We start from the raw sequence: 19025 nt of genomic DNA, 5'->3' as shown, positions 1-19025 counted from the left end.
GTCACCAGCTAATCGGTGCACAGGTGCACCCTACATAGCAATGCAGCTATTGCTCTCAATTATGTAGGGTTGCCGTGTTTTAGAAATAATTCCACTGCAGCTGGAATCTAAGAATATCGGCCTTGAATCGATCGTAGGGTGGGTTTCTGACATCGGTGCGATTCATCATGGCATAAGTTGCCACAATTTCAAGTTCTGGAAAAATTTGCCACTCCAGACCGAATTCCAGATCTCTCACGCGGTTTTGGGGGGTATTGCGCTCGAACTTCAGCGCACCATCGAAGTACTGCCATTTGACAAACGGAAACAGGGTACCCCATCGTTCGCTGTCATGTTTATACATGGCCTGCACATAGCCGCCGTTCAAGGTTCCATTGCCGATTACCGTTTGGCTGCCATCCAACTGCGGACCCTTGCCCCAGTTCCATTCGGCTTGCAGACCGAATGGCTGAGGGTAGAGCACCGCATGCACACCCACGCGCTGGTCTTTAAAACCCTTGTTGGGTGCATTTCTCGTCGGCGTGATGCCGTCGGCGTTAGGACCGGCTGACGGAACAAAACGTCCGTGGATGCCCTGCACACCCGCTTCGAAAATTTGACCGTTCTCGAATTGATAGGGGTAGGTAAAGCGACTGACCATGTGGACCTGGTCGTTCAGTTCGACGCGGTTGGCACCTTGTCCGTTATAAACACCGAAGGCAAACATCCCGTAATCGCCCGAGCTTTTCAGGTTTTTGGTGATGAGGTCTTTGAACCGATCCCGGATGTGGGTAGGGGTCCAGTAAAAGAATGCCCCGATATCACGTTCATCCCGGCAACAGCTGTTCATTGCATCATTGCGGTCCAATGCCAGGCGAAGCTGGCTGGATTGCAAGTTTTCGAAACTATAGGGAATCTTGGATTGCCCGACCCGAATACGGAACTCCTTTTTCTTGTCAAAGAAAATGTCGCCATAAGCATCGCGCAGTTGCGCGAAATGTGTCGTACTGGAGCCGGTTGGTGTGCTGGCTAAATCCGGCTGGATATACAGGTAGAGATGGTCGGTGATGTTGCCGAAAAGAATCAGCCGTGCACGCCGGATCAGGAATGATTTGTCCGGCCCGACCGAGCTATCCGGCCAGAACGAGACCTGGTCCTTGTCGCCCCACAAACTTTTGTTGTAACGAAACTGGACATAGCCGCGCATACCGATCCGGTCATACCATTTCTTTTCCGCATCAGGTTTGATGGCTGTGGGGATCTTGCTGCGCACGATCGCATCTGCTGCACGAGTGGCTTTATCAAGCTTCTTGTCGATTGCCTGCTCGAGCATTTCTTCGGCAGCCTTTTCCTTGGCCATCAGCTGTTCTTCGAGTTCCTGTTTGACTTTTCTGAGCTCTTCCTTGGTCTGTTCCAAGTCGATTTCTGATGGTTTGGTTTCCGTTTTGTCAGCTGCGAGCGTGGATGGGTCATCCACTTGCTGGAAAGTGCCAAGTTTTACCCTGTTTTTACCGGGTTCTGTGTAGACCTGTTTGGTGACTGTATCGACGTATAAAATCAGTTGTTGTGCGTGTGTTTCGTGTGAAATAAACAAAGCCAGCAGCGCGGCAACAAGGGCACGATGGTCGAATCTTTTTAGCATTTTCGTGTGTGAAAAGTTCTGAAGGAGAAGTAAAAACCAGTTCGATCGATTATCGGTAAATGCTAGGAGGCTGTCCGAGAATAGCGATCGTAGCGAGGGCGAGACTGGTTGAGTTGGATTTTTCCGATCATTTGAGGCGAATAGTCGTTCTATTTAACGAAAAGGATCGTAAAATCCGGCCAATCAGGCTCGTCCGCAGTAGATCAGTCTCTCGGACAGCCTCCCAGGGTTTGCCATAACCGGTGATAGCGTAATCGTCATGACCGCCATCAATTCGAGCATTATCTCGCCCGATTGTGACAATTTAATTACAGTCAGTGATTTTATTGTGTCGCTATCCGGCTTGGTATAGGGATATGCAGGTTGATGCAAAGGCATTGGCCCGGATTTTCGATTGGTGGCATGTTATGACGCCCTGGAAGGGAGCGACCATTCAGTAAAGTTATGTCTCGCCCTAAACTTTGAAAACCGATACCACCGGCCTCTCGGTCGAGAATGCCGGATTCAGGTGTTATGGGTAACCTGTATTGCTTTTCGTCTTTCAGATGGATGTTGCTGACTGTCTGTTTTTGGACAGATTAGAAACCGATGATGCTGCGTTGAGTTTCGTTGGATGGGGTCACAATTATTTTTCCAGCCAGACCGGCTCTGATTTCTGTGGCAATGGTCTGATAAAGCGGACGAAAGATCGGCCGCATATTATTGATGATGTCGCCGACATACACCATGGATGGGAAACGTAGACCACGGTGCTCGACTGGTGCGCCAATAAATTCAAGTTGGGCGCCTAGCCGACTGAAATGTTTTGCCAGCCGTTCTTCGGTGAGCATGAACAGTATCTGGATGTTATGTATTCGTGCCAATTCGACGGTTCCGATGTAAAGGCCGAGTGGAATGTAAGGGAAACGGGGAATAGGCCCGGCACCATAGTCCGATTCCGTGATATCGAGGGGGCTAATTTCTTCGCCTTTGCGGCGGCGGAATGTTGCCACGACAGCGAGGCGAGAGACCTCGGCAATTTTGTCTCTGGGTAATCTTGATGGGTCTATGATGGAGCGATCCAGGGTCTCGGCACAAGTTCTTTCGAACGGCAAGAGCCCATCGGCCATATCCGGCGAGGGACGAATGATGCGGGTGCAGCCAATAAAGGTTTCACTCTGGATGCTCCGAATCAGGAGATGTAGTGCATGTGCATCATATTCGTCCATCTCGAATTTATTGAATCGAGTCAGTTCGAACTGCAGATCATCACAAAAAACCGAGTGACGAACGCGATAGGCTTCGTATTTTAATGCCTCGGTTAATGCTGGCACGATCCTGAAATATTGCTCAAAGGACGTGCCCAGGTGTGCGGATTCTCGCGAGAACATATCAATATCTCTTTGAAATGGATTAAGCGTTCGTGAATGACCTGATTGATCTGCGGCCAGATTGCATGCAGCAGTACGACTGCTTTACCGATTACCAAGCGTCAATCCAGGGCCGCCCGGGCACGTGCGATGATGTCTTCGCAAACTCAGATATCAACGGGTGGTTGCTGACCTACTCAAGTCTCTTTAGATAATTCTTGGTAAAAATCTTGTCGGGCAGATTGCGTAATTTCATATTCGAATAATCCAGTACCGAAATTTCATTTTGTTTCAGGGCATCTTCCATGACCAGGCGCATCGGACGCAGTCGGCCTAATACCGTTTCGAAGTTTTCATAACGGCTGGTCTTGAGCAGACGGCCGGAAACAGAATAGAACTCTGCTTTAAACGGCCAATAATTGGATTTATTTACCCATAACAGCACTTTTTGATAAGTAACGGAGCGGTCCACTCCAGTTAGCTGGAGGACATAATAATCTGCATCATCGATGGTTTCCTCACGCAACAGTTCGGGATGATAGTCGCCCGTGAAATTGGCGCGTGCGATATCGCCGTTGGCAACCTGCCCCGTCAATCGCTGGGAGAGTGATAATCGAATGGGTTGTGACACGCTGGGCATGAAAATCCACAGATCGCGTCCTTTCATGAGAATGGCCTGGCCACGTTCGGATGCGGGTTCGGTCACCAGGACGATGCTGTTCTCATTGCCTTTGGAGAGCACTCGGTAGCGGTGCAGAGCTTCGGACTGCTGGTCTGAAGTGGTGCGTATGGCAACTTCGACCTGGAAGCTACCGCGCGGGAAGCGAATCTCATCCGCTTTTTCCAGTATACTCTGGGCCAGAGTATCGACTTCTTCCGCTTTGGCCGGAGGTAAGAACAAAGTCTGTGCCAAGGCCAGCAAAAAAGTGCCGGCAATCAGTAAATATGCATGAGGATTGAGTGTCATATCGAATTTTTATAAGAAAGTTATCCAGCTAAACTAAGAAACCTAAGAAAGGATTTATTCAGGATCAGGTGAATGCGTATTGTGTATTTTGAAAACGTCTGTAAAGAGTATGTGCTCGGTACCGACCGAGTCCAGGCACTCAAGGACATTAATTTACAAATAGAGGCCGGTGAATTTCTTGCCATTGCCGGTCCATCGGGTAGCGGGAAATCCACACTGCTTAATCTGATTGGTTGTATCGACAAGCCAACGGCTGGAAAGATCCTTATCAATGGTCAGGATACGAGTGGACAAACCCCCGATCAACTGGCCGAGCTCAGAGCTAGAACTATCGGCTTTATTTTCCAGACATTTAATCTTTTCCCGGTATTGTCCGCAGAAGAGAATGTTGAATACCCTCTGCTGCAATTCAAGGAGTTGAATGCGCAGGCGCGCCGTGAGCGCACTGTAAAATTTCTCGACATCGTTGGATTGACCAAATTTGCCCGCCATCGGCCCAATCAATTGAGCGGAGGCCAGCGTCAGCGCGTCGCCATTGCGCGCGCCCTGGCCACACATCCCAAAATCATTCTGGCCGATGAGCCCACCGCAAATCTCGACCATCAAACAGGAGAGGGTATTCTACAGTTGATGAAGCAGATCAACCGGGAGAGCGGCACGACTTTTGTGTTTTCCACTCATGACGCCAAAGTCATGGCACTGGCTGAACGGCTCATACAGATCGAGGATGGTCAACTTGTCGAAGCGCATGCCGTCTTGTGAGCAGGGATACCAGGAACTTTTTGCAATCATTCTACTTGAATAACGTTGTGACAGGCTTTATCAAAATGAGCTTGCTTGGACAGGCCGGTTTCAGGCCGGCTTTGTTCGCATAACCAAACAGCTTTCCGGAACTCAAGACGCTAATCAGCTTAATGAGAGATGATGCAGCATTTTCCAGTGCCATGAAATGGCCGACCCAAAAACTGCGGAGCTTGTTGCTGCCATGCCTGGCATTATGGAGCAGTATTGCGGCATGCGGTTCCCTGGCTGGTGGCCCTCGGACACCGGTCTTTTCTCCGGATGTAGTTTTTGCGACGCATGTGGCACAGGCCACTGCCCTGGACGATTTATTCGAAGATGTGGATGATGACGGTGCCGATACCGGTTTTCCTCAACGCATGTTTCAGCAGACAGCCTCCTGGCGCGGTTTTTCTCAACTGGAGTTCGCGTATACTTATGCAGAACCGGCGCATGCCTCCAAGCTGCGGCTGCGTTCGGAGTTATCCAATCTCGGCCAGTTGAGCCCAAACATCAAATGGAAATTGAGCGCCCGGATCGATTATGATGCCATCCATGATATTTCGGATTTCTATCCGCGACCTGTGCGCCGGGATCATCGCTTCGAGCTGTTTCTGCGGGAAAATTACCTGGATATTTCGGTCAAGGATTTCGATATCCGCGTGGGCCGCCAGCACATCATCTGGGGGGAGATGGTTGGATTATTTTTTGCGGATGTTGTGTCTGCAAGAGATATGCGCGAATTTGTACTGCCTGATTTCGATATCTTGCGTATACCGCAGTGGGCCATTCGTACCGAATACTCGAAGCATGACTTTCACGCCGACCTGGTCTGGATTCCCTTCGCGAGCCTGGATGAAATTGGCCGGCCGGGGGCGCAGTTTTACCCCTTCGCCTTGCCTGAGCCGGTACCGGTCAGATTCCTGGGGGGGGACCGCTCAGGCAGAAATCTGGCCAATTCGAATTATGGTATACGCCTCTCCCAATTGATCCGGGGCTGGGATATCTCGGCGTTTTATTATCACAGCCTGGATGCCAGTCCTACTTTCCATCGTGTCAGCCAACCTGACGAACCGCTGCTGTTTCAGGCACGCCATGGCCAAATCGACCAGGCAGGCGGTACCCTGACCAAGGATCTGGGCGGCGCGGTGCTCAAGGCGGAATTTGTTTACACGCATGGACGCCGCTTCAACGTTACCCGCATGACCGCGCCCGATGGCCTGGTGCGGCAGGATACGATCGACTATGCGCTCGGCCTGGATTTTCCTTTACCTCGGGATGTTCGCCTGAATCTGCAGTTCTTTCAGCGCGTTTTTCTGGGTTACGACCGGGATATTTTTGCGGACAAATACGAAAACGGCGCCAGCGTTTTTCTGCAAGCCAGCTTTTGGCGGGATTTTGATGCGCAGGTGTTGCTGATTCAAAGCCTCAATCGCAGTGAACGCATGCTTCGACCCCGTCTCGGCTGGAATTTCGCGAGAAACTGGCACCTAGCAGTTGGCGCGGATATATTTGATGGCCCGCCGACTGGACTCTTTGGCCGGTTTGCGAATAATGACAGGGTCTATACCGAAGTGCGGTTCTCTTTTTGATGAGATTGTGGAGCCTGTGAGCGAGTGTCGGAAAATTTTACAGCACGAAGCTGATTGGGAATTCTGAATCTCAGCGATAACGCAACAGCTTTTCTTGCCACTGCTGGACTTTGTAACGGGGGCGGTAGACAAGGCGTTTATCACGGTGCGGTGGTAATACATCCTACGCTTGATAGCTATTCCCACCGAGGCGTAGGGTGCATTCCATGCGCCGTGCAGCGGTAACATGATGAAAAAGACGCTTCTTTTCCCTACAGATTCTGCCTGAGCGCATCGACAACGGGTATGCGTGCCACATGTCTGGCAGGAAGTAATGCTGCAATCACCGTGGCGATGAAGCCGATGCTCAGTGCGAGCAATATGACCGAGGGGACAATCTGGATACGGGCAACATAACCGAGATCGGCATTGGGGGGCGGCGGCATCGGAATGCCGATGGCAGAAATGGCCGTAGCCAGGAAAATACCCAGGCCGACACCCAATCCGCCGCCGATCAGCCCCAGCAGGAAGTTTTCGTAAAGAATGAGCAGGAACACCTGACTGCTGCGATTACCCAGGGCCATCATGGTACCAAATTCACCGACGCGTTCAAAAATACTCATGTTGACGCTGTTGGCAACGCTCAATATCACCATGACCAGAATGATCCATTGCAGCACGCCAAACTGACCCTTATACAATTCCACGGTTTTCTCGTAAAAATCGTTCAGTTCCATCCAGGTTTTGATTTCCAGTCCGAATGCCTCGAGCCGTTGCGCTAATCGGAACGCGACCTGCTCAGTCGTCTCAGTGCGCTGCAGGGAAACGACGAGCGCGTTGACGCCCGTTGTGCCCAGCAATTCCTGGGCGGCAGGCAGTGGAATCCTGACCGCGCGTGCATCAAAGTCATTGGAGTAGCTCTGAAAGATGCCAATGACCTCGAAATCGAGACTATTGAGCGCACCATCCAGTGTGTTGGCCAACAAAGTGACTGGATCGCCTGGCTTGAGTTGCAACGCCCGCGCAACCCCTTTGCCCAGCAAGATACCAAAAGCATCGCTATCGGTCAGCTGGCGTCCAGCTGTCAGCATAACCAAGCTGCCCAATTCGCTTTCCAGCCCGGGCTCCACGCCTTCGCCGATAATGGGCAGATCGCTTCTGCCATTATTGAGCAGGCCAGAGAAATTGAGCCGCGCCATCACTTGTTCGACTGCTGCTTCCTTCGCAATGCGTTGCTTGATCGAGCCAGGTGTCTCCATCAGAAATTTTTCCGGGGAGCGTGAGCCAGCCTCATAGTACCCCTGGCGGTAGACTTGCAAATGGCCGCTCTGTGAATGGATGAGGGCCTCGCCCAATTGCACATAAATATCCTGCACCCATCCTCCAGCCAGAATAATACTGACCACCCCGGCAATGATCGCCACCAGTGTCATGAGTGTGTGTGTCTTTTGCCTGAAAACGTTACGCAGAGCGAGTTTGAACATATGTGACAAGGAAAAGCGGGTGAGTGAGTCGTGCAGCGTGATCCGGGGCTTGTGGATTCCGCCGCTGTTTTGAATGGCTGCGCCATGCCCGCAGCAGTCGATATGGATTTATTCCATCTTCCCACAAGCGTGCTATAGCAACGAGAAACTGCGCAGAACGGCTTCCAGCTTTTTATCCTCTTTGGAGAGCTCGCGCAGCGCATGGATTAGGCGGATAATGCGCGAACCATCAGGCGCTTTCAGCTCGAGATCTTTTTCCAGATCTTCTTCGATCCGCCGCAACCGCTGGTCCATTGGCCGTAACGTCGTATACCGGTCCCAGACGATGAACCCGATCAGCCCGAATATGCTGGCGATCATCACCAGCATCAACTGTTGCAGAAACTCAAATCGCTGATCGATCGAAACAAAGCGCTGATCGACAGCCGCAAACCGTTGATCGATCTGCTCCTGCATGGTAGTGAAGCGTAGATCCATTTGCTGTTGCATGGTGGTAAAGCGCTGGTCCATTCTTTCTTCAAGCGCCTTTTGTCCAGCTTTCAGCTCCGCCAGCGATTCGATAATTTCCCGGTCAGAGATACGCGGCGCGACATCCACTGGGAAAGCTGGCAGGGAATACAAGCAGAAAACCAATAAAATCAGTATTTTCATTCTGTTGCAAAAAAAGTTTTCATGACCGGTATTATGGGGGCAAACACACCAAAGATCAAAGGCAACAGACGCCCGCAACCGCTGCTACTGCAAGCGCAGCGGAGTAATCCGGGTTGATCGGTGTACTTGCGCACCGATCAACCGACAGCTACCCGAGCATTGATCGGTTGCTGTTGCGATCAATGTGTGATCAGTGTCTGGAATGTACACATGCTTCGTCATCGTGAGCCGTACAAACCTGCACGACAACCCAGAAAATAGCGTGCAACGCTCTGCATGTTGCCGGATTTGCAAGTCTTGCCATGAACGATAATTACCGATTATGCCGTAACGCATCCACAATCTGCATGCGTGAAGCCTTCCAGGCGGGATAGATGCTGGCAATGAGTGTAGTGAGGATGGCAAGAAGAAAGGCTTCCAGTATCATGTTTGACGAAACAAGTATCTCACCGGTATAACCCCGCGCCATCCCGGGTGGCGGTGGCATGGGGATACCTATATTGGAGATCATCTCGGCGAGCAGCAAGCCGAGCCCGATGCCAACCAAGCCGCCAATGCAGCCGATTAACATGCCTTCATGCAGAAACTGGCGCAAAATCCCGGTGCGCTTGACGCCTAGCGCCATGGCCGTGCCGATCTCACCGGTTCGTTCCATCACGTTAGTGGTCATCGTATTGGAAATGCTGAGCAGAATAATCAGTGCGATGACTAATTTAACGGCCTGCACCTGTTTGGCAAGCAATACGGTTGTTTTGTTATAGAAATCAGCCAGTTCATGCCAAGGTACAATCTCGAATTGATCGCTCGGGAGCGTAGCGCGCAGTTTTGCCAGAACCATATCGGTTTGATCGGTGTCGTTGAGCAGCACAACCCAGCTATGCGCGCCCGGTGTGCGCAGCAGCTCACGGGCCGTCTCGATCGGCAATCGCAGCGCATTGTCGTCATAGGATTTGGTTACGGTGGAGAACAGCCCGCCCACAGTCATTTCAACGGCATTTAGCCCCCCCGAGGCAGTATTGACCAGTAACACCACTTGGTCTTTCACCGCGACCCCTAGGTTGCGCGCCAAGCCTTCGCCCATGATGAGATGGTGAGGCCGGTCGGGCGACAGGTTCTTGCCTGCCGAAATTTGTAGGGCGTCACCGAAATAAAGCTGCTCCTGTGGATCAATGCCCTCGCCAATGAATGAGAGCGTCGCTTCGTCATGACTGATCAAGCCACTGAAGCTCAGCCGCGGCACAATTGCCGCAATTTGATGTATCTCATCACCGGAGTTGTGCAGCTGTGGCAAATTATCCGGCAGGAGAAAGGCATAAGGATCGGCCTTGCCCATTTCATGATACCCGGGCCGGACAATTTGCAAGTGGCCCAGCTGGGATTTGATGGTGGTTTCCCGGAAATCATCGAAAATCCATTCGATAAAACCGCTGGCCAGAATCAGCGCAGTGATCCCAAAAGCGACCGACCCAATCGAAATCCCGCTGCGCCGCTTGTGGCGTGCGAGGTTGCGGAGCGACAATGAAAAGTTTGACCAGGTTCTCAACATGTGTGTTGTTTCAAAAAGACGTGTCTTAATGTTGGAATTCAATCCATCAGTATAAACTGTCGCTAATAAACATACATGGTGAAAATTCTTCCATTGCAAGTCGCGCTACAAGGAAGGTTGTTCTGCGGTGTCGCTTTCAGCTTTCAGAGATGCTGATTCAAACGGGAGTATGAAAAAGTGTCCTGATCATTATTCACGGGGAATACCAAATGAGTTTGACAAATATTACAAAACTGGACAATGACGGTGATGGGATGGATACGAAGACGGACATCTTTATCGAGTCGCTCATGATGCATTTTAATGAGACTCAAATCATCAGATCAGGCGATGAGTATGACTTGCTGGCCAAGGATCCAGTTGCCAATGCACGCAAGCCGCATGCATTTATCTATCCGGAATCACCTGAGCAGATTCAAACATTGGTCAGGCTTGCCACTGATTGTAAAGCCAAACTCTGGGTTTACAGTACAGGCAAGAACTGGGGGTATCTGAATACCAGTACAAGCGAGGATTCGTTTGTGGTTCTGCTGAACCGAATGAATAAAATCATTCATGTTGACCAGGAACTGGCATATGCCATTATCGAGCCTGGTGTGACTTATGAGGCACTGAATCGCTTTCTTGAGGAGAATCATTATGCATTGTGGACAGATTCCCCAGGTGGACCACCAACTGGCAGTGTCATAGGCAATGCATTGGATCGTGGCGTGGGTGTAACCAAATACGGTGACCACTTTGCGCATCTTTGCGGTTATGAGGTGGTGCTAGCCGATGGCAGTATGATCCATACCGGTGTTGCCAATAAGGAAGCTGGGAAAGGTGCTGCACATTTATACAAATGGGGGGTTGGGCCATATATAGAAGGCCTATTCAGTCAGTCGAATTACGGTATTGTCACCAAAGCGGGAATTTGGCTGATGCGCAAACCGCAGGACTACGCTCTATTCAGCCTGAATATCCGGGATAATGCCGCGCTGGCAAAATGCATGGACACGGTGCGGGAATTGATGCTGTCGGGCGTGATCCATGAAACCGGCCGGTTTTCCAATAGCGTTGCAATTCTGACACTATTGACACAGGCGATTGATGAAGGTGTGGAGCCTAAAAAGGCTATCAGCCGTAATCAACTTGAGGTACTCAAACGCAAATATTCCGTGCCTGGCTGGACAGGTTCCTTCGGTATTTATGGGCACAGTCCCATGGTCAAGACTGCGAGCCGGTTGGCAAAAAAAACATTGAAAGCATCGGATTCCTGTACGCGCATCAATGTGTTCACTCAAAAGCGTGCACATTTCATTCGTAAGCAAATTGAAGCAGTGGAGACAATTCAATCTAAGTTGTGGCTGAAGCTGATCGATTTTGCCATAAGAAAAATACTCGGCACTTCGCTGGCATTGATTCGACTCTTTCCGGGACTGATCGATCTGCATGAAGGAAAGCCCGTCGAGACGGTTGTGCGACGGGGGTATTTTCGATACAGAAAGAAGCGCCCCCTAAAGGATATTCACGTTGGGCGCGATGATCTGGGTATTTTGTGGTCTGTGCCAGTACTCCCTTTTCGTGGGAGTGAAGTCGTGGCGTTTACACGAGAATGTGAATTGTTGTTCGAGAAATTCAACTTCGATTTTTACATGACGACCATGATATTCAATGCACGCAGCGTCTGTCCGCTGATGGTTATCTTGTATGATCGCCTGGATGAAGCGGAGTGTGCGCGTGCAGAGCAACTTTACAGCGCCATTCTGGATTTATCACATAGCAAGGGGTATCAGCATTTTCGTGCCGGGGTTAACGGATGGCAGAAATTGTACCAGTACTGTCCGGAATTGAAGGCCTTTAATCAGAAACTCAAGACCGCGCTCGATCCTGTAGGAGTTTTGGCGTCGGGAAGATACGGCATCGATTAATATTTGCATTTTTAGCCCTGTCGGAATTCTTTACACTGTTGATGTGCCGAGCGCCTTTCGGCAAATAAGTAAATAATAACCTATTGTAATATATATCATTTATATCTTTTTAATGAAGTGGCATGCAACTTGCTTTTATTGAAGTGAGCTAGAACTCTAGTCTTCATGAGTGATATGTAAGTTTCATTAGACGGAAATTTAAGGAGCAAGATGATGATAAACAAATTTAAGAAAATGGCGATTGCTACCCTTGCGGGTGGTGCTTTGGTTGCCTCGATGTCGGCTAATGCTATTGTTGTCGGGGGTATTGATTTTGGTGCTTTAGGTGATAACCCAGATAACTTTCATTTTGAGACAGCTACTTTGGCTCAAACACTAATTGATGGAAACGGTCAGAATGTAACTGCCTATGGCCAAATTACAACTGTTAACGGCGAAACCAGTTATTGTGCCGGTGGCGGCACTTGTACTTTGTATTACATTGCCACGTTTAACAACTCTGCTGGTTTTGTAGAATCAGGTGGGTCGGCGGTTTCGTTTGATACGGGTGTGATTGATATCTATCGTGCCGATGCACCGCTTTCGAATTTACTAACCAATGCAGCTGGTTCTCCAGGTAACTTAATCGCTATTGGTGGATTGACTGAATGGGCTAGATTCAACAATAATGGCGATATTATCGGCACAGGAACTTTGGTCGGAGCAGAGGTCCTTTCTGGCAGTACTGCTGGACTCTATGATGTTGACTTGAGCGGTAGCTTTGGCATTGGTTCAGTGGCAAGCTTTTTGAATGGAAATTCTGTAGCTGATGGCAGCGGCGGTTTTGCGGATATAGATATTACTGCTTCATTTTCAAACCTGAGAAGCCGTTTGAACCAGTTTGATACAGCTGTGGTAAATGGAAGTTGCTTTGATGGTACTGCTGGTCAAGGCGATTGGTGTTTTGGCGGAACCGCTGATATTTCCGGTGGCACGTTTGTAGATGTGCCGGAGCCGGCAACATTGGCATTATTGGGCCTGGGACTTGTTGGTCTTGGTATAGGAAGAAGGCAGCGCCGTATTGCTGTCTAGGCAACTCAACTCTGAAGTATTCAAATTAATTTTCTGAAGGCCATCGCATAATAATATGCGGTGGCCTTTTACATTTGGGAGGATTGGTAATGGATATGATCCGACTTCAGGGGTTTGTAAAATTCTCGGTGAATCTTTTGTGTGTGTTATTGGCTTTCAATGTGGCTGCAAGTGGTTGGCAGAAAATAGAAGTTTCAAGTACGTCAATGACCGTGGTAGATGATAATGGTCAAGATAGAAGTATCAAACCAGGCTGCGCATTCAGCTATTTGCCGGACGAAATGGGTATACCCAATCAGCCTTTTCATTTCTATTTCCGGGAGGGTGTCAAGAAAGACAAGACACTGATCTATTTCAATGGAGGTGGGGCGTGCTGGAATGATGCGACTTGCTTGACTTCCTTGGTGGCAGGCGTGCGCCCGGTTTATAACCCGACCATTGAAGCGGAAAATATGCCAGAAATAGTCGGCGGTATCATGGATCTTGCGCGCGAAGACAATCCCACTCGCGAATGGAATATCATCTTTATTCCGTATTGTACTGGCGATGTGCATATCGGTTCGCGTGACATGCTGTACAGTGATCCACTTGGGTTCGTGAATTCCGGCAACCCGGTAATGGTTCAGCATCGGGGATTCGATAATTTCATGGCGGTCAGGGAATGGATGAAGCAGAATCTTGACAGAAAAAGTGCTGAGAAAGTGCTGATAGCAGGTTCCAGCGCAGGTGCTTATGGTGCCGTGCTTAATTTCTCGCGATTGCAAAGCCTTTATCCAAATAGAGCTATCGTTGCCTTGCTGGTAGATGCGGCTGCGGGGGTATTCACACAACCTTTTGTCGATCGAGTCTTTAATTCGGTCGACGGAGGGCCTTGGGGGGTTAGGGATACGCTGGCGACCTGGATCCCCGGTATTGATCGTGTCGGTGGCTATGATGCAAATACTTTTTATCAGCAGCTGGTGACAGACTTGTCTGGCCATTTCAAAAGGAGTCGATTTGCCTTTTATTCCACTGCGTGGGATGGTATTCAAGCATTTTTCTTGAATATTATGCTACAAACCGATGCGGGAACTAACAATCCAGAGGGGTGGAGCAATATACCTCCCGAAATATGGCTGCAATGGCATGTCAGAATGCGCGACACTTTTGATGGAGTCGCTGCCAGTGGAAATGTAAATTACTACATAGGTGCAGGAGTGTTCCATGCAGCATTGATAGATCTGTTCAAGCCCGTGCCACCAGATGGTTATTTCTACCTGGAGAGCAGTGCAGAGGGTGTTAGGCTGACAGATTGGGTGCGGCGGCTTGTTACAGATGACAGAAATAACGAGTTGCGCGATCTGATGTGCCTTGAAGATTGCCAAGCTCCTTTTGCTGCTGAATAAATGCAGCAGGCGCGTCTGTGATCATGTTTTTGCCAGCGATAATCGAGTATCGGTATAGAACTCACGCCGCGTGTGTGTGATTGTTTTTTTGGGTTGTATTCTCTGAATAACCCCCTCTTCTTCGCTTCGTGTGAGAAAGAGGGGGTATATGCTTCTTTCCCTCCGTTTGAGTTGCCCTGCCATGGAGGTAATTTGCGCGCCCATGTATTCCAAATCCAAATGAAGTAGTACTGCTGGGGCATTGACCCGGGGGCAGGTTTGTTGCTGTCCAATTTGGCAGAAGCCCAGCATGCGCCGGTAAAAAGACATATGGCGTGGATTGATTTCAATAAAGGCATCCTGTGCATCATGCAGTACGTGTGCGTAGAGATAGGCAATGTGAAACAAGGCTGCAAAGATTTCCTTGGAGCTGCTGTTGGGAGCGAAGGCTAATTTTGATACCTCACATGGCTTGTGTCCCTGTTCACGGAATTGGTCCAGTTCGGATTTGTAAAGTGTATCGGCAAGCAATCCATTGTTGCTATCTATGGTTAAAGTCAATGTGCCAATGATTTGCTGCCCGCAGCGTGCTTCGTAAGTGTACTGAAAAGGGATTGCAGAGAAGACTGACGCGCTGTCAGTCTGGTAGCCGCGAGAGGCGTACATGCGCTTGATGAGAGTGCTGGCTTTGATGCGTTGCTTGAGCGTACTTACCAGATGAATGCTGTAGCTATCAGTTTGCAATAAACAATCTGTCTGGGCCGCTCGGTCTGTGGGGGGTATCCAGTTTTGCGATGGGCGATATTGCAGAGCAGGAAGGGGTTCTGCTGTTCTTTCAAATGCCATGTAATTTGAGGAATATTGATCTGGTATCGGGTGCGTTTGTCGAAGGGTCTTTCTTGAAGTTCCTGGCTGGGTTTGATTACTGGTCAGCATGGGTGGCGATTCCTCATAGAATATTTGTTCGAATCAAATGCATGTCAGTCTATAAAGTTCTGCATCAGTGAGTAGGGAGGGTGATAAAATTCAGTTATAAAGTGAGGCACTGACGAAAAATAAGCAATATTCGTGCCATCAATATAATTGTTGTTTAATCAGTGCGTTATTAATATTTTTGGATGGTGTCTACGATATTTGTCGCCATATTTGTGAGAAAAACCACTTACCGTAACTAACTAATTGTTCTGTTTGTATTTTATTTGTCTCTTAAAAGAGACAAATAATTTGGTCTTTTGTCTGTAGTGATTTCTGTTTGGCGTTGCTGCTTGAATAAAACTGTGCAAATATTTGTCCGATGTTACGAGCAAATGCGCTTCGAGTGCCGGCTGTGGAGTGTGGCCCGCATGCTTGGGTTGCCTAATCTTTCTGGATCGTAGTGGTGTGGTGAGAGGGTACAACTGGAGAGCTGATTGGGAGAATCCGTCTGCGCAAAGGTCAAGTGCGCAGAATGCCGACTCTATTTGTGGTCGAGCAGTCCTTAATGATCGGCGCGAGTGAAAATAAAAGCAGTTCTGTTGGCGGCTTCAGGCTGGTAGGGATGGGTGGTTTTCTGGTAGCGGCCAAGAATCTTTTCGACGTAGTCGATGGTTTCCGGGTAGGGTGGGATGCCGCCATGTTTTTCCACGGCGCCTTCTCCGGCATTGTATGCGGCGGCCACTAAAGCGACATCGCCTTGGAAAAAGGCCAGTAGCCATCTTAAATAAGCCATGCCGCCCTTGATGTTTTCCTCCGGGTCGAATGCATCTTTGACCTGAAATCTTTCCGCTGTGGCGGGAATGAGCTGCATCAGCCCCTGTGCGTTTTTTGCGGATACGGCTTGTGTGTTGAAGGCTGATTCCACGGAAATGACTGCCAGTACCAGATGCGGATCAATTTGGTACTGAGGAGCTAATTTCTGCACCAATGCGAAGACAGGCTGGCTGACATAAAATTCTTTGGCTGGTTGGTGGAGGTGTGTTTGCCAGCAATCGGGGAGGTGTGTCTTGGTTTCATCCGGTGGCGGAATGATTTGCAGCAGTTTTTTTGCGGGAAGATGTTCCTGGGCGGCTGCCATGGTGAGTAATTGCGCGGCGATGTTGTCATTGCGTGCAACGCCCCGGCCGTTGGCGTACATCCAACCCAGCGCGTATTGTCCCTCGGCCGAGCCCCTTTGCGCGGCGCGGCAATACAATTCCAGCGCTTTCTCTCTGTCTTGAGGAACGCCTTCACCATGTTCGTGGCGCCGGGCCTCCGCCACGAGCATTTCGATGTCCTGGGTGATTTGACTGGGTGGCGTTTCTTTATCCTGGGCCAATGCAAGACTGCTTGTCATCAAGCAACCCAACCATATCGCTAATAATCTGGAATCGATGCGCATGCTGAGATCTCCTTGGAATATTCCGCCCTGGGTTTTGTGCTTATTTATGTCTCCACGCTGCTTTCAGTGGCCAGCTGTCAAACCTGCACCATGAACGCGATAATCATTTTGTCTGAAGCGTGACTGAAAATGATTCATGGGCATACATTTCCATACAATACTAATATAAGCAAAATATGTGCCAAGTCATTTAGGGGCGCGGCGGTGGTGTGTAACAGAATGTTTATAAAAAGGAATCTCAGAGTGGTTCAGGATGGAGTCAAGACGGGTGCGGGCAGTGTAAAAGAAATCGACATGTGCTTCGATCAACCATAAAAGGACGGCATGGAAATACCCATCCATAGCAGGGCGAGCACTACAACCGTGATGCCAATGCCGATGGTGCCGACAATCATGCCGACGATGATGGTGAGGCCATCCTTGCTGAGCAGTCCCAGCGACATGATGAGTATGCCCCAGCCGGGTGGAAAATTGGTCAGGGGAATGGGGAGCGCGATGGAAATGGAGAAGATGAACGAGAAAATCCCGATGATGCGTTCCCAGGCGTGCACGCTGATGTAGGTCAGCCTGGGATGCAGGTAACTTTCAATTTTGCGCAACCAGGGCATCGCCTTGCTGACTAATTTTTCCAGATTGTCTTTCTTGATCTCCTTGTCGGCCAGCCATTTGGGAATCCAGGGCGCCTGCATGCCCCACATCATTTGTATCGAGAAAATGAAAAGTGGGATTGAAAAGAAGGTCGTGTATCCCGGCGGGACGGGAACGGGCAGGCAAAGCGGCAGGGCGGCAATGGCCAGTAAAACGCCAAATCCTCGCTCATGCAGTGAGTTTTTTATTTGATTGACTGTAATGACTGCATTGGTGTTCTGTACCACGATTAATTGCAACAATTCAGATGTGTTGCGTTCTTTATTTTCCATCCACCCTCCCTTATTACAAAACCCGAGCCATTTTATATAAATTGATGATACTGAAAAATTATTTTTAATCGGGATTTTACCGTGATCGGACTAAAGCTGTAAGTCATTGCAGCGCTCCGCGTCTGGATAATGTGATGGCATGATGGATTGCGTCGGCTATGTTTGTCTGGCTATGGATCTTGCCGTGCCGCCGGTGTGAGCGGGGCGGAATTGAAGTTTGCTGGCGGTTGTGCAGGAGAGTTGTGAGTGATACCTGCAGCTTGGCTATTGTGGTTTTGCGGTGCGCAAGCGCACCGATTGGCAACTAATATTACTCTGCTGCTGCTTCTTTTCTTTGGCCACCTGCTTAGTAGTGGATAGTGGAGGATGGTTGAATAGTTGCAATTTTTTTATTACCCTTTTGCAGAGAGTGGTTTTTAATCGTGTTGCGTGTTGAATTCTGTTTTTTATCAATACTTACGGAGTGGTTATATCGTGAGAGTGTAAATTCAAACCCTTGTAGCGGGTTTTATCTTGCGGTTTCGTGGCCAGTCCGCGCCAGGAAATTTTAGGGCTTGAGTTGTGAAACGATTGTGTTATATACTGAACATTGCTGTAGGGTTTTATGTAATTTTGGCTCCTCGGCAGAATTTGTGGGTAACCGAAAGCGCCTTTTGTAAGACCATGGCCGGTGATAGTGGAGCACCCCGCCCAATCTCTGAGAAGATGAAGTTGCGACACAAACAACTTCACAGGAGAGAGCGGGATGCAGATCCAGACTATCTTAAACCATCTGCAGAAATTCAAGTCATTTGTCTATGCTGGCGTTCGCTGGGGTGGCAGCAAAGAAACTCCCCATCTGGAGATCGAGGTGGTGGAGAGGCGTAACAGCCGTGCCGTATGCTCGGTCTGTGGTATGCCAAGGGCTGGGTACGACCGTCTTGGGCAAAGGCGTTTTGAGTTTGTTCCGCTGTGGGGTATCAAGACCTATCTGGTGTATGCCCCGCGCCGGGTTGATTGCCCCAAATGCGGGGTGCGGGTCGAATCAATGCCGTGGGCGCTGGGCAAACGGCCCCTGACACAAGCCATGGGTTGGTTCCTGGCCGGTTGGGCGAAGCGTTTGAGTTGGAAAGAGACCGCCGAGGTGTTCCGCACCTCTTGGGAGAGTGTCTTTCGCTCGGTGGAGATGGCTGTGCAGTGGGGACGTGAGCACCGGGACCTTAGCGGTGTACGCGCCATCGGGATTGACGAAATCGCCTGGAAGAAGGGGCACAAGTATCTGACCTTGGTCTACCAAATCGACAGCCACTGCAAGCGGTTGCTGTGGATAGGCAAGGAGCGCAAGTTGAAGACCCTGCTGGGTTTCTTCCGTTGGTTTGGCCAGGAGCGCAGCGCCGAGCTCAAGTACGTCTGTTCGGATATGTGGAAGCCGTACCTGAAGGTGATCGCGAAAAAG

15 protein-coding genes are annotated in these 19025 nt (G+C 49.8%); 6 read left to right on the top strand and 9 right to left on the bottom strand.

The window, feature by feature from the left end:
* Window positions 1-79 precede the first annotated feature (79 nt).
* From BLV85_RS01660 to BLV85_RS01650, 3 genes are all read right to left on the bottom strand, one after another.
* Complete coding sequence (locus BLV85_RS01660; protein ID WP_090411464.1) at window positions 80-1621, bottom strand: porin; 1542 nt, start codon at window positions 1619-1621, stop codon at window positions 80-82.
* Window positions 1622-2199: 578 nt separating this feature from the next.
* On the bottom strand, window positions 2200-2991 hold the full coding sequence (locus BLV85_RS01655; RefSeq protein WP_176973890.1) for a PEP-CTERM/exosortase system-associated acyltransferase: 792 nt from the start codon (window positions 2989-2991) through the stop codon (window positions 2200-2202).
* A gap of 172 nt (window positions 2992-3163) precedes the next feature.
* On the bottom strand, window positions 3164-3937 hold the full coding sequence (locus tag BLV85_RS01650) for an outer membrane lipoprotein-sorting protein (RefSeq protein WP_090411461.1): 774 nt from the start codon (window positions 3935-3937) through the stop codon (window positions 3164-3166).
* Window positions 3938-4009: 72 nt separating this feature from the next.
* Here BLV85_RS01650 and BLV85_RS01645 point away from each other — a divergent pair, with 72 nt between their 5' ends.
* Window positions 4010-4699: an ABC transporter ATP-binding protein gene (locus BLV85_RS01645; RefSeq protein WP_090411459.1), complete on the top strand. Its 690-nt coding sequence runs from the start codon at window positions 4010-4012 to the stop codon at window positions 4697-4699.
* 182 nt (window positions 4700-4881) lie between these two features.
* A complete protein-coding gene (locus tag BLV85_RS01640; protein WP_245725039.1) occupies window positions 4882-6309 on the top strand; it encodes a DUF1302 family protein in 1428 nt (475 codons plus the stop codon).
* Window positions 6310-6560: 251 nt separating this feature from the next.
* Here BLV85_RS01640 and BLV85_RS01635 read toward each other — a convergent pair whose 3' ends face one another.
* From BLV85_RS01635 to BLV85_RS01625, 3 genes are all read right to left on the bottom strand, one after another.
* The gene (locus BLV85_RS01635) at window positions 6561-7772 is read right to left on the bottom strand and encodes an ABC transporter permease (protein ID WP_090411457.1); all 1212 of its coding nucleotides are present in this window, start codon (window positions 7770-7772) and stop codon (window positions 6561-6563) included.
* A gap of 132 nt (window positions 7773-7904) precedes the next feature.
* A complete protein-coding gene (locus BLV85_RS01630; protein WP_090411455.1) occupies window positions 7905-8423 on the bottom strand; it encodes a hypothetical protein in 519 nt (172 codons plus the stop codon).
* A gap of 313 nt (window positions 8424-8736) precedes the next feature.
* Window positions 8737-9969: an ABC transporter permease gene (locus BLV85_RS01625; RefSeq protein WP_090411453.1), complete on the bottom strand. Its 1233-nt coding sequence runs from the start codon at window positions 9967-9969 to the stop codon at window positions 8737-8739.
* A 209-nt stretch (window positions 9970-10178) separates the two neighbouring features.
* On the opposite strand from BLV85_RS01625, the gene BLV85_RS01620 reads away from it, so the two are divergent.
* From BLV85_RS01620 to BLV85_RS01610, 3 genes are all read left to right on the top strand, one after another.
* Entirely contained in the window at window positions 10179-11879 is a 1701-nt protein-coding gene (locus BLV85_RS01620) for an FAD-binding oxidoreductase (protein WP_090411451.1), read from the top strand.
* A gap of 210 nt (window positions 11880-12089) precedes the next feature.
* A complete protein-coding gene (locus BLV85_RS01615) occupies window positions 12090-12950 on the top strand; it encodes a PEP-CTERM sorting domain-containing protein (protein WP_245725038.1) in 861 nt (286 codons plus the stop codon).
* An 89-nt stretch (window positions 12951-13039) separates the two neighbouring features.
* On the top strand, window positions 13040-14335 hold the full coding sequence (locus tag BLV85_RS01610) for a pectinacetylesterase family protein (RefSeq protein WP_245725037.1): 1296 nt from the start codon (window positions 13040-13042) through the stop codon (window positions 14333-14335).
* Window positions 14336-14356: 21 nt separating this feature from the next.
* Here the strand turns inward: BLV85_RS01610 and BLV85_RS01605 are convergent, their stop codons facing one another.
* From BLV85_RS01605 to BLV85_RS01590, 3 genes are all read right to left on the bottom strand, one after another.
* Entirely contained in the window at window positions 14357-15250 is an 894-nt protein-coding gene (locus tag BLV85_RS01605) for an N-acyl amino acid synthase FeeM domain-containing protein (RefSeq protein WP_143032272.1), read from the bottom strand.
* Window positions 15251-15791: 541 nt separating this feature from the next.
* A complete protein-coding gene (locus tag BLV85_RS01600) occupies window positions 15792-16670 on the bottom strand; it encodes a transglycosylase SLT domain-containing protein (RefSeq protein ID WP_090411446.1) in 879 nt (292 codons plus the stop codon).
* 305 nt (window positions 16671-16975) lie between these two features.
* On the bottom strand, window positions 16976-17590 hold the full coding sequence (locus tag BLV85_RS01590) for an exopolysaccharide biosynthesis protein (protein WP_090411443.1): 615 nt from the start codon (window positions 17588-17590) through the stop codon (window positions 16976-16978).
* 745 nt (window positions 17591-18335) lie between these two features.
* On the opposite strand from BLV85_RS01590, the gene BLV85_RS01580 reads away from it, so the two are divergent.
* The coding region (locus tag BLV85_RS01580; RefSeq protein ID WP_176973889.1) for a transposase at window positions 18336-19025 on the top strand (690 nt) is incomplete at its 3' end.

Source organism: Nitrosomonas halophila (assembly GCF_900107165.1).
Lineage (GTDB): Bacteria > Pseudomonadota > Gammaproteobacteria > Burkholderiales > Nitrosomonadaceae > Nitrosomonas > Nitrosomonas halophila.
This window is presented reverse-complemented; position numbering and strand designations above follow the sequence as displayed.

What these genes read in the sequence shown, in the direction of transcription:
- BLV85_RS01645 (WP_090411459.1), top strand. Translation starts at nt 4,010, where the DNA reads ATGCGTATTGTGTATTTTGAAAACGTCTGTAAAGAGTATGTGCTCGGT.
- BLV85_RS01655 (WP_176973890.1), bottom strand. Translation starts at nt 2,991, where the DNA reads ATGTTCTCGCGAGAATCCGCACACCTGGGCACGTCCTTTGAGCAATAT.
- BLV85_RS01640 (WP_245725039.1), top strand. Translation starts at nt 4,882, where the DNA reads ATGAAATGGCCGACCCAAAAACTGCGGAGCTTGTTGCTGCCATGCCTG.
- BLV85_RS01590 (WP_090411443.1), bottom strand. Translation starts at nt 17,590, where the DNA reads ATGGAAAATAAAGAACGCAACACATCTGAATTGTTGCAATTAATCGTG.
- BLV85_RS01605 (WP_143032272.1), bottom strand. Translation starts at nt 15,250, where the DNA reads ATGCTGACCAGTAATCAAACCCAGCCAGGAACTTCAAGAAAGACCCTT.
- BLV85_RS01600 (WP_090411446.1), bottom strand. Translation starts at nt 16,670, where the DNA reads ATGCGCATCGATTCCAGATTATTAGCGATATGGTTGGGTTGCTTGATG.
- BLV85_RS01610 (WP_245725037.1), top strand. Translation starts at nt 13,040, where the DNA reads ATGGATATGATCCGACTTCAGGGGTTTGTAAAATTCTCGGTGAATCTT.
- BLV85_RS01635 (WP_090411457.1), bottom strand. Translation starts at nt 7,772, where the DNA reads ATGTTCAAACTCGCTCTGCGTAACGTTTTCAGGCAAAAGACACACACA.
- BLV85_RS01615 (WP_245725038.1), top strand. Translation starts at nt 12,090, where the DNA reads ATGATGATAAACAAATTTAAGAAAATGGCGATTGCTACCCTTGCGGGT.
- BLV85_RS01625 (WP_090411453.1), bottom strand. Translation starts at nt 9,969, where the DNA reads ATGTTGAGAACCTGGTCAAACTTTTCATTGTCGCTCCGCAACCTCGCA.
- BLV85_RS01660 (WP_090411464.1), bottom strand. Translation starts at nt 1,621, where the DNA reads ATGCTAAAAAGATTCGACCATCGTGCCCTTGTTGCCGCGCTGCTGGCT.
- BLV85_RS01650 (WP_090411461.1), bottom strand. Translation starts at nt 3,937, where the DNA reads ATGACACTCAATCCTCATGCATATTTACTGATTGCCGGCACTTTTTTG.
- BLV85_RS01620 (WP_090411451.1), top strand. Translation starts at nt 10,179, where the DNA reads ATGAGTTTGACAAATATTACAAAACTGGACAATGACGGTGATGGGATG.
- BLV85_RS01630 (WP_090411455.1), bottom strand. Translation starts at nt 8,423, where the DNA reads ATGAAAATACTGATTTTATTGGTTTTCTGCTTGTATTCCCTGCCAGCT.